This window comes from Bradyrhizobium sp. (assembly GCF_022844465.1).
Lineage (GTDB): Bacteria > Pseudomonadota > Alphaproteobacteria > Rhizobiales > Xanthobacteraceae > Bradyrhizobium.
In genome coordinates, this window is the sequence record NZ_JALHLP010000005.1 from 254,805 (window position 1) to 266,045 (window position 11,241).

Annotated in this window: 6 protein-coding genes; 1 reads left to right on the forward strand and 5 read right to left on the reverse strand. The window is 54.8% G+C overall.

All coding sequences use genetic code 11. The features are described 5' to 3' along the window. Window positions 1-80 precede the first annotated feature (80 nt). Window positions 81-1,889, forward strand: a complete 1,809-nt coding sequence (locus Q0D31_RS12375) for a hypothetical protein (RefSeq protein WP_291850648.1) — start codon at window positions 81-83, stop codon at window positions 1,887-1,889. A 58-nt stretch (window positions 1,890-1,947) separates the two neighbouring features. On the opposite strand, the gene Q0D31_RS12380 is transcribed toward Q0D31_RS12375, so the two are convergent. The 5 genes from Q0D31_RS12380 to Q0D31_RS12400 form a co-directional block, all read right to left on the reverse strand. Beyond that, window positions 1,948-3,861: a hypothetical protein gene (locus Q0D31_RS12380; protein WP_291850651.1), complete on the reverse strand. Its 1,914-nt coding sequence runs from the start codon at window positions 3,859-3,861 to the stop codon at window positions 1,948-1,950. Beyond that, window positions 3,848-8,482 (reverse strand): hypothetical protein, encoded by a 4,635-nt coding sequence (locus Q0D31_RS12385; RefSeq protein WP_366518516.1) that lies wholly within the window; start codon window positions 8,480-8,482, stop codon window positions 3,848-3,850. The genes Q0D31_RS12380 and Q0D31_RS12385 overlap by 14 nt, the downstream gene beginning before the upstream one ends. 209 nt (window positions 8,483-8,691) lie before the next feature. Next, on the reverse strand, window positions 8,692-10,194 hold the full coding sequence (locus Q0D31_RS12390; protein ID WP_291850652.1) for a recombinase family protein: 1,503 nt from the start codon (window positions 10,192-10,194) through the stop codon (window positions 8,692-8,694). Continuing rightward, window positions 10,184-10,669: a DUF2924 domain-containing protein gene (locus Q0D31_RS12395; protein ID WP_291850653.1), complete on the reverse strand. Its 486-nt coding sequence runs from the start codon at window positions 10,667-10,669 to the stop codon at window positions 10,184-10,186. Before Q0D31_RS12395 ends, Q0D31_RS12390 begins: the two co-directional genes overlap by 11 nt. Then, entirely contained in the window at window positions 10,666-11,028 is a 363-nt protein-coding gene (locus tag Q0D31_RS12400) for a DUF3489 domain-containing protein (RefSeq protein ID WP_366518517.1), read from the reverse strand. Before Q0D31_RS12400 ends, Q0D31_RS12395 begins: the two co-directional genes overlap by 4 nt. Between the last annotated feature and the right edge of the window lie 213 nt (window positions 11,029-11,241).

The following is an 11,241-nucleotide window of genomic DNA, read 5'->3' on the forward strand; positions in this document are numbered from 1 at the left end:
CCGCCGAAGCCTAGCGCCAATTCGGCTCCCGAATGACCTTCGGGTTTACTTTCCCGATCTTGAGGTGGATGCTGGCATGCATGAAGTGTCCACCCATCGCTGACAGGATAGTTTTTGCGGACGATGCAAAGCTTGCAGCGCAGCTGTCATGCGCGCTTTTTGAGCCCGGTTTCTATCTGCCGGTCTGTGATGGGCCGCGAATGCAGCGTCCAGATCGCGATATCGAAGTGCTGCGTCGGCACAACGTGGCGGGGCGCGCGCGTGCCGAAATTGCCTATTTTGCTGGGCTGCAAGACAACGCGTTCGATGCCTTAAGCGGTTCGCTTACCTCACGGCGGAGTTTGGCTTGCTATCGTGTGTCGTCGATGGATGACATTGCATCTCTGAAACCCGGACGACGCACGTCCAGCGTACTTCATTGGGGCCGAGATCGTATCGGCGTCGGCTTGCTCAAGGCGCTCCGTGCAGGACAGTCGATTATATTCGAGGAACGGCCTTCCGAATATGATTGGGTTGCCTCTGAAACCGGTCATATGGTTGTTTGCGAAGAGGGCGAAGCGCTAGCTCAGGTCATCGCCGCAAATTATGCTTTCGCGCTTGACGCTGGTCTTTTTCTGATTCCGGAAGTCGATAGGGACCGCGCTGAGGATCTTCTCGAAGCCTTCTACAAGCTTCAAGATGGCGGAACGAACTTATCGCCTGAGGAAGGGCAAGCGCAGCTTAGGCAAGAATTGCAAAATCTTTGTGGATCGATTCCGATCCCAGACGGTGGCTCAGTTACGTTCATCGGAAAGCTACCTTACGGCTACGCATACCCAGAGTATCCAACGACGCATTTGTCGGAATATCCTGATTTGGGTTGCGCTGTTGTCAATGGATTTGCTGCCGAACAACAGCGTCGGCCTTCAAGCGGCGTCGTCGTTCTCGTCGATCCAGGCACTACACCTGCGCCCGAAATACAGTCGGCCATCGAACTGCTTGAGCCTCGCGGCGCATTTATTCGCGTTTATCAAGACCGAGCCGCAAACGTTCGGCACGTGTCTGAGATGCTTGAGCACTTTCCGTATGATATTTTGATCATCGCCACGCACTGCGGTGACAGCTCAGGCTATCGGTGGACCCATCAATTCAAGGACTCGGAAGGATTGGAGCGCACCGTTGTTACAGACGTAGCGGTAGGGTTTGCGCGGACGGATAAGCCAGACATTCTAAAGGTCGGGCAATTCTTCCGGTTCGTGTCTGTTGACGGAGTTGATTGGACCGATCGTGAAGCGAAATCTCGAATGTACGTCGGTAACGTCATGCACGACTTTAACAGGCTGCTTGGCGAAGGTCCCAACAAATTCAAACCGGTCAAGAAGGAGAATGTCGCCCGCGTCGTTGGCTCATCCGCTTTGTTGATGTGTGACAGTAATTTGATATTTGCGCATCATACTATAGCAAATATGGGCACGCCGATTGTCATCAATAATGCCTGTTTATCGTGGCATCGGTTGGCGCACGATATGATGTTCGCTGGCGCGCGCGGATACATCGGCACGCTGTTTCCAGTGCTCTCATCGGAAGCCGCTGAAGTGGCGACAAAACTTCTCAACGAGCATTGGGGTAAGCCGCTCGCGATTGCACTTTGGTCGGCTCAACGCGATGTGTATGGTTCAAGGCTTCGACACCCTTATGTCGTCGCGGGTGTATTTCCACAGAAACTGCAAATTGATCCAGCAGATCATCCGGCGCGAATTAAACGGCAGCTCGCACGCACACTCGAAGGATATAGGGCTCTGCTCGCTCGTGCCGAGGCTGAAGGTCACGCAAAGCGCGCGGCCTTGCTCGGGGATATAGTCAAGATTGTCGAGGGCGAGTTCAGTCACTTCAACGGCCTTTGCAGCTGACATCGTCCTAACCATCACCCATATGATTTTATCTTCCCCGAAATATAAATGACGTCCACTAAGCCGCCACTCCACGAGCCCCTAATCGCGCAGCAGCGCCTGCGCGCGCGAGACGTGCTATCAGTGAATCGTCTAGGCGCTGCAGAAATCTAAGAATAGCATGCAGCTCGTATAGCATTTTTGGCTCAAGGGAGAATGCCAGAAGTTCAAGACGCTTTGCCATTTTGTCCAAAGATCGCTTGCGATCTGGATCAGCGCCAATGCTCTCGATAATTCGAAAAATGGTCTCGCGCACCGCGTCAACATCTTCACAAACGCGAGCGGCAGCCAGAGAAAGATCGGCAGCTTTTTCTGCCAGTTCTGCATCTTGATAAAGGACCGAGACATAGACCGCTACTGTTATGATAAATTGGAAGTCTTTGTCCTCTGCGCTTTGCGCACCTCTCATCTTGGCAAGAAGCACGTGAACCGCATGAACAGCCTCCGAGGGGCACCCGTAGGTGAACAGGAATGGAGCGAGACCCATTAGATTCTCGTTTGTAGGCTCGTCTATAAATTTGGCATAGAACTGCACTACATCACCGAGCTCAGTCAGAACTGGTTGTTTTGTCCGAGCGCTTTCACCTACAGCTGGAAGTGTCGACAGAAAATACGTGCCGCCTTTGATGAGTTTCTCTTCAATCGCAGTAAAATGGGCATGCCAAGCTGGCGGACGCAAATGCTCCGGTACGGATCGTATAGCGAAACGTGCACGTCCGGCAGCGTCCGACTTAAGGAAATTGGCTCTTATCCAATCTGGCCTCCATCTTGGCTCGTCGAATAGGTCAAAGCATGTAGAGGCATAATAGCTCGGACCAAAGTGTTCCATGGCCCACGAGAACAGACTCGCCGCGTCCACGTTGCAATCACCTGCGGCTCGTGCAAATAGCGATGCTTGAGCAGCCATATTTAGGCGCCTCCAAAAGGGAGGGCGCTTCCGCCACTCATGATTTAATCCAAGCCTGGCGCCGGCAATTGCAAAGGACGTTGCAAAGAGACCGCAGCTGTTTTGCAAGTTATCCCCTTCGCCAAAAAGGGCATCGAGTATTCTTGTTCCGGGTCCAGCAAAACGCTCGTCACGCTGTACCCAATCCGCCGCGATCTCAAGCGCACCTAGAAGTGCAAAATGATCCGAAAATGTTAGAACGGGCTCAATAGCAGCCAACACTACAGAGCCATCATACTCTCTTAGGAGGGCAATCGGGACTAAGCCCGGCGCGCAAAACGTCAATGATGCCGACCAGATTGCAAGTCGCGGGTCGCGCGACATCCGCATGTCAAACTCACGCCGAAGTTCAGTCGTGCAAAAATCGGCAAGCGAGTTGGATGTTTCGAGAGGGGCCGTAAGATTGTCCCAATAGTCGAGATCATCCGGTAAAAGGCTATCGGGTCTCAATCGTTGCTTGTCGAGTTGTTCGGCCAACCGAACTTCAAGCGCCTGGGGCGATTTTTGAAGATGCATGACCGAAGTGAGGAACGTATCGTTCGAAAAGGTCGGCCCCGCCACCATCGAATGTAATTCCCGAACGACGAGATCGGTTAAGGAGTTTTTCGCTAGGTATTTGGTCAACCAGCGTTGACGCTGTTCGATCTCTTGACTCAACAGGCCTGCGTAATCAAACCGCAACCGTTCGTTCCCAACCTCAACGAGGCCAGCGCCGTCATCTGCAAAGAATGCTGTCGCCAAAATTTGAAGGTCATTCAGAAGCGGGACCCGCTCGTTCGTCCTTATGGCCTCACGGAACGCTTCGAAAAGTGCGTCTTGTGAGATCGATACATCTCGGCCGAGCTTAACGGGCCGGTTGGTCTTTATGTTGAACTGAGTAGCGATAGTGCCGTCAGACAGCAGATCAGAGTGAAGCGACTGAGGAATGCGTTCCAAAGCAAACAACGTTCGCATGCGCCTGAGGTCATCCTTGTCATTCTTCGTCATTATCATCCTCGTGCAATTTAGTAATGAAATCGCGAATATACGAAATAACTTCGTTATAGAAATCGCGATCGTTCTTCCGCAAGTCTGACAAGATTGCTGTTTCGAGCCACTCGTTGTAGGCTGCTCGGACTTGATCGTCGCCGATTTCGACCGGCATGGCCATGCTGGCTATTGAAACGCGATTAACCGCGCTCGACCAGTTGGGCGGAGGATTGCCCCGCCACGAATAGAGCCATTCGTCTAAATTCGGTTGCAGGTTGAGGACAAGGGCGCTCAGCGCTGCCGCACGCTCGTGGTCCGCCTCCAAGTTCCAGAGTTGAACTAATGCTCTTCTCGGCGAAGTGGCTAGCGACAACAGCCAGCGAATTTCATTGGGAAACTGCGGCATCTCGGCCACGCGAGCCAGATCAATGCTCTCTCGTATCGCTCGAAACTCAGCTGATTCAGTAGCACCGGATCGCTGAGCGGCCGCAACAATTTCATCCTCGTCGACCGGCATCAGCAGAGCTCCGGCCACTCGTAGCCGGTACCGCAAATGCCGCCTATCTAGTTCGGATATCAGATTTCGTGCACGAAACTCTTCAATGATATCCAGGGTACTAACTGTCCGGGCTCTGTGATTTAATTTATCCTGAGCGAACGGCTCACTATTTAAGACGCGATCGTCGAAAGCGACGCCGTCAGCGTTACCCAAATCCGACAGAAGATAGAGTGTCGATGATCGACCACCCTCTTCATCTGAGTCTTCGCTGGAACCAGCGTCTGGACTGATCGTCTTCGGACCGAAGAAAAGTTTGCGGGATTCGTAGGCATCGCGAACAGCAACGCGAACGCTTTCCAAGATATTTAGCACTTCTGTGACGTGAATGTTATGATCGATCAGAATAAGAGCTTCTTCTTCGGAGTCTCCTTCGATCGTAATATCTGTGAATGTAGACAAAACGATCGGAAACAGATTCGTGTGCTGCAAATAGGAAAGCGCTAAAGCGTCAATAAACAGCGGTTTTTGAGGAGCGAGCTTTGCGGGGGAAGACCAGCCCTTGTCTTGAATGGAGAAGTATTCTTTTGCGGTCGCCTCTAGAATTTCATCAACAACACCGAGATCCTTGAGAAGCTCTAGTAAGGTATGCATGTCGGCTAACAGGTCGGCCTGGCTATCGATGTTCGGAGCTATTTGATCCAAACCTGGCCTGTGCAGAGGTGCCGGACGCAAAATGACGCCATTTGCGCGCCGCGCTGCTCGCAAGAGAGCGGCAAAATCATTCCCAACTTCTAAATCCAGCTCGTCTTGTTCCGTTTTTGGTGCTCGTAGTACCTGAACTTGCGCACGCGCTATGGCGCGCTGAATCTCTTCTGCCCTGCGCAGGCGCGATCGCTGGAACTGCCTAATTTTCCGTTGACCCTCGAACATTTCTTGTAGGGTCCCCGAGGCGACCATGATCGCGGGGAACGCCTCAATTACTTTCGGTAGGAGCCCGAGCCAACCAAGTAGCATTAATGCAGTTATATCGAGCGCAATAATACCGAGATCGCCGAAAGGCTCTGGCTTACGTGCGCCGCTGAAGAGGGGTATCGCGATACGTCGTCTGGCATCGTCCAGCGCCGAATTCCGAACAATGTTCCGCAAAATAATGTCAACGACCGTCGTTCTAAGCGCGGGAGCAGCCATCACTAATGGCACTTCGCCATTGACAACATGTTCGCTAATTTTCCTTGTACGCTCGTTCCATTCTAATTGCTGGGGCAGCAGCTCCTTTAATTCGAATCTCTTGATGGGCCCGTCTTCGCCAGAAAGATCGATTGCTTTTCTAAACCAATCGTGGACCCCCGGGAGCTTGTCTTCCAAATCCTCTTCCATCGCGAGCGTATAGGCGCCTAACCATACGTTAGGATCATCGCCTGCTCGCTCTAAAGCCGCCTTCAGCAGGTCAAGCATGGGGCCTTGGCCGGAAGCCTGCGAAAGGTGCGCCGCTTGCATTAGCAATCTAGGGTTATGGGACGCTGGATTGTCCAAAAAGGCCGTGAGAACGGTCGCCAAAGTTTCCCAACTGCCGCTTGCAATTGAAAGAGCAATTTCAAGCTGCAAGTCTCGATGCGGCGGCGTTCTTCTACCGAGCTCATCGACGAGCTCTTGAACCTCGCGCAAGCGTCCGAGGTTATACAGCATCCAAGCATAGTGAATGGCTAATGCTGGATACCGCTCGCACAGCACCGGATGAGATTCGAATAAGCGAACGAAATTTTTCCTATCACCCGCTTTGGCGAAGGCCTGCGCAGCAATCCCGATATCGCCCGGGTCTGCAGTTTTTTCATAAAGCTGTTCGGCATATACGGCGATTTGGCGGTCGTCGCCGGCCTGCATGAGCGCCGTGAGAAGTGAACGTAGCGATTCTGCTGTACCTGCCGTCTCATGTGCCTTGAGGTAAACGGCAATCGGGTCGCCGCCTCGGCCTTTCTCTATCTCTGCTTCGAGGGCCGAAAGATGCTGGGGCCCGAAGTGATCCCGATTTTCGTTCAGCAGCGCCTGGGCCGACGTTGTCTCTTGAGCTTTGGCGAGGGCTTGAATTTCGATAGATGCAATCGCGGCAGGCTCGAACCAAGCGTTAAACTGAGTCCGATTACTTGCGATCAGATCGGCTATGGCTTTCGCACTCTGCCCATGCAGCCGGAGGACGAGCGCTGCTTCCAATTCTGATTTGCTCAGACCGCCAAGTTCTCTTCTCCTTTCGATATACTGTTCAATTGGTCTAGGATCAAAATATTCGCGATCAAACGCGAGTGCAAACTGCACGCGATGCAGAGCCGTCTCGGGATTGAGCATTTCGCTCCGAAGTCGGCTGATAGCTGGTGCGCGTCGGTAAGGATTTAGGAGATCGCACCAGACTCGCAATAAGTCCGCAGACTGCTTCGCCTCTGTAAGCCCAAGCTCCTGCAATACCGGAATCAATCGTAGCAGATCAGAAGAAGCGAGGGTTAATCGATCAACGACGTCGGCTTCGGGCAAGATCGGGTGGATGCTCCGCACATCGAGAGGCCGTGGCTGAAATACCAAAAATTGATCCGGAGCAGGAATCACAGAGGCCAAAAGGGAAAGCGCGCGCAGCAACAAGAAGTTCGGACATGCAATTAAAACATCATCTGGCAAGCTTATCAGAAGTCGGCGAAGAGGCTCGACGGTTTCCTGGCTTAGATAGGCCATCGCGATGGAATGGAGGCCGGTCGCGTTGAGTGAAGATAGCGAAACGTTGCTTCCCTTCATCCATGATACGGCATTCTCGACGCCTTTCTGTCGGACGAGAATGCTAACAAACGTTGACTGACCTTCGATGTCAGTAGCATCGCGCAGAATGCGCATTGCTTCATCCACGCGGCCTTCGGCCTCTTCGAGTCTGGCTCGTCCTGGAGCGTCGTTTTCATCGCCAGCCAAAGACTGCGCCGATTGGAGGAGGGATTTCGCGCGATCGATCTGTTTTCGGACGGACGCGCTACGAGAGGCGCGGAGAAGTACCTTACGTCGAAGGTTTGCTGGCGTTGCAGCATATTTACCGCCTAAGACAGCTTGGGCTAACGCTTGAAATTCATCGGATCGTGCGCCTTCAGGAAACTGTGAGCGGCGCAACGTGCGATCATACTGTCGTTCCAGATCGCGGGAGAGCGCTTCGGCAATAAGTGGATCGATAGTAATCGCCTCTATTTCAGGCGAAGACGGCGTGGGCTTTGCGACCATTAGTGCGTCCATCTTCTGATGGAGCCCTTCAAGGCTACTGCTACTTTTTAGAAGTTCGTCTGCTATTGCGGTGTCGCGGTGTACTCCGACTGGGGGCTGTGCCAAAAAGTCACGGACATGAATGTAGATCTCATCATCTCGATCTCTGGGAGAGCAAATCGTCGAATGATTGGCATCCACAAAGATTGGATCAGAGGAAAGTCCAGGATCGGCACTGTCTGGCTTAACAATTTGCCCAAGCAATGTTCGCTGACCCTCAATTAGATTAAGCGAGGCGACACTGTGGTTTCTTGAAAAATGGCGATACCAAAGATTCAAATCGCGGAGATAAGGTGCGTTTCTAAGAAGGTCTAGAGCAGATGCCGAAGGACGCGTGATCAAGCGCGTCAGATTTGCAAAAGTCGCAAGGTCCGCTCCGAGATGAGGCGTACCTAAGAAGCAAATCCGTCGGGTATTGTGCAAAATTGCCGCGATCTGCGAGTCACTCGGAGCTTTTGCCTCCGCAGTTCGCAAAATTTGCTTCGTTAACAACCCGCCGTAGCTGTAAGCGACAAATGAAATTTCACCTGAGGCAAACTCTACGCGTGATCGCAGTAGGGCTAGCAGATTGCCGCCGCGATCGGGAAAAGACATTGAGTTCCCGCGCCAGCGGGTGCGAGCTGCATCGTATCTGACAGTCCAAATGGCGATATTTTTGAGATCGGCTGTTAGCCACAGCGGCCAATTTGTTGGCGGAACGCTCGCTGAAAGCCAGTCATCTAAATTGCCACGACCGAGGCCATGGACAAACACCACATGGTGTTCCACGACTGCGTCGGCGTGCTGCAACGTTAATTCGGCCAGTTTTCCCTCCGAATGCCTGGGGCAATTCAATGCGCCGTCTCGGCGGATCACGCCTTTCGTGAGCGCCGCGATTCCTCAATATACGCGATTGAATAGGAGGGGAACAAAAATAGAACTTGCGGGGCTTTGCGGTCAAGCCGTCGAATGGTCTTCTCCACATCGCTTGCAATTGGCGCGCTCGGAATGGTTCGAACTATTGACCCTCGGAACCGAAATCCGATGCTTGGGGCTCTGAATTTATGACATCCGATGAACGAACGTTACCCGAGAAGTTGACGTTGCTGCTCCCACGAGAGGGGAAGCGCCTTCGGGATCTGCCGGAGGAGAATGGTTGCCTCACCGGAAATGACAGCTGACGTCAGTTCTGGCGGTAGGAACGCCAGCCGCAATCCTTGCCGGATCACCTTGGGATGAAGGTTTGCCGCTTTGGCGAGGTCTTCGATGCAGGCATGGCGTCCGCTCGACAAGTCGGTGAGCCAGGCATGCGCGCGGACAACCGACTTGAGCAGCTTCTGGTCGATTTTCTCGGCTGGCGATGCGGGTTTGATCTCGGCAGTTCCCCTCAGTTGGGGTGACCAGGGAATGTCGATCGACCGTTTCCTTCCTTTGACTTGCTTGAGGGCGATGCGGATGCGCCCTGTCGCCACGGTGATCTGGTCGACGTGTTCGAGAAGTTGCTCGCTGGACGCATCGAGCTCTTTTTCCAGCGCGGTCTTGACGAGGTTTTCGACTTCGGGTGCCGGGACCCTTGTAACGGTGCCAGCCAGATGCTTGCGCCCGCGAAGCGCGGTACTGACGTAGAAGCGATAGCGCACGCCGTTCTTGCTGGAGAAGCTCGGGCCCATCCGATTGCCTTTGTCGTCAAACAGTTTCCCTTGGAGCAGGGCGCCGCCTTCGGAGAATTTGACCTTACGCTTGACCACATTCGACTTGAGAAGTTCCTGCACGCTGTCAAACAGGGAGCGCTCCAGAATTGCCTCGTGCTCGCCCCTGAACCACTTGCCGCCGTGATGGGTTTCACCGAGGTAGATTCGATTCTTGAGGAAGTGGGCAAGGGGGCCATAGGTGAAGGGGATGCCCCCCTGAAATTTTGCGACTTTGGTCTTGCGATGCTTGGTGACGATCTTCCGCCGGTCCAGCTCTGCGACAAGCCGGCTGAACGAGCCAAGCTCCAGGTAGAGGCGGAAGATGGTTCGGACGGTTTCTGCCTCGGCTTTGTTGATGACGAGCTTCTTGTCCTTGGCGTCATAGCCGAGCGGCACGGAGCCGCCGGTCCATTTGCCCTTGCGTCGACTGGCGGCGACCTTGTCGCGGACCCGTTCGGCCGACAGCTCGCGTTCGAACTGCGCAAAGGAAAGCAGGACGTTCAGCGTCAGCCGACCCATCGAGGTGGTCGTATTGAACTGTTGGGTAACGGCAACGAACGAGATTGATCTGGCATCAAAGGCCTCGACCAGTTTAGCAAAATCGGCGAGCGACCTGGTCAAGCGGTCGATCTTGTAGACCACGACCACATCGACCTTGCCGGCCTCGATGTCGGCAAGCAGCTTCTTCAGGGCGGGGCGGTCGAGGTTGCCTCCGGAGTATGCCGGATCATTGTATTGCTGGGGCAGGGCCCTCCATCCCTGAAAGGCCTGACTCTTGATGTAGGCTTCGCAGGCCTCCCGCTGGGCATCCAGCGAGTTGAATTCCTGCTCAAGCCCGTGCTCAGTGGACTTGCGGGTATAGATCGCGCAGCGAACGACCTTGGTGTCACTTGCCATCGGCGGCCTCCTGCTGGCTTGCCGACCGCAGGCCGAAGAACCGGGGGCCGTTCCATCTGGTCCCCGTGATCAGCTTGGCGATCTCCGAAAGGCTGGCGTAGGTCTTGCTGTCGAAGGCAAAGCCGTTCCTCAAGACCATCACCCGGTAGGTCCGGCGATTCCACGTCCGCACCAGCTCGGACCCCGGCTTGATCCGCTGCGGCAGCTCGAGGCGGCCATTGGGCTTGGCGGCGGCCACCTTCACCATCTGATCGAGCAGCCTCTTGGTCGACGGGGGAAGGCCGCCATAGGCCTTCTCCTGAATCGTGTGGGCAATGCTGCGCCGCAGGAGGTCCGGGCCGAAAGCCCTTGGCGGTTCGGACCGGAACAGCTCCCGGTAGCGTGCCCGAAGGTTCGCGATCGGCATGGCCGGCAGCCGATCCAGCTCCGCCTCGACGGCTGGATCGGCCTTGGCCAGTCTCTTCTCGGAGTTCACGATGCCGCGCCCGACCTGGCAATGCGATAGACGCGCGTGCCCTCGAGCTTCTCGGAAGTGAGGTTAAGCTTCAGCTTCTTCTTGATCACCCCGGCAAAGAATCCGCGCACGGAATGCTGCTGCCAGTCCGTAGCCTTCATGATCGCGGCGATCGTCGTTCCCTTGGGCTGGCGGAGAAGGCCGAGCACGGTCTCCTGCTTGGACGGCCCGGCTGACGACTCTGCGGCCTTTGAGGCTGCCGTTCTGGCTGGAGCGGGTGCTTTGGCAGCCTTCCCGGCCTTGGAGGCCGACCGGCTCGCGCGAGACTTGGGGGATTTTGCTTTTGACTTCGATTTGCGGGTAGCCATCTGGCTCTCCATCGTTCCAGCGACAGCATCATGTGCTGCCACTGACACGAACCCGGCTTTCGAAGCCGGGCGAGGGAGAGCCGCGGAAGCTGCTCAGCGCTGGGAGAGCCGGTTGAGCAGCGAGGCCGCATCCTGAAGCCGGCCGGCTTCGTAAATCAGTTGCTCGACATCCATCGAAATCGTCACGGCCTCCGTAAGGCTGCCGGCCTGCGCGCAGGCTTCAGC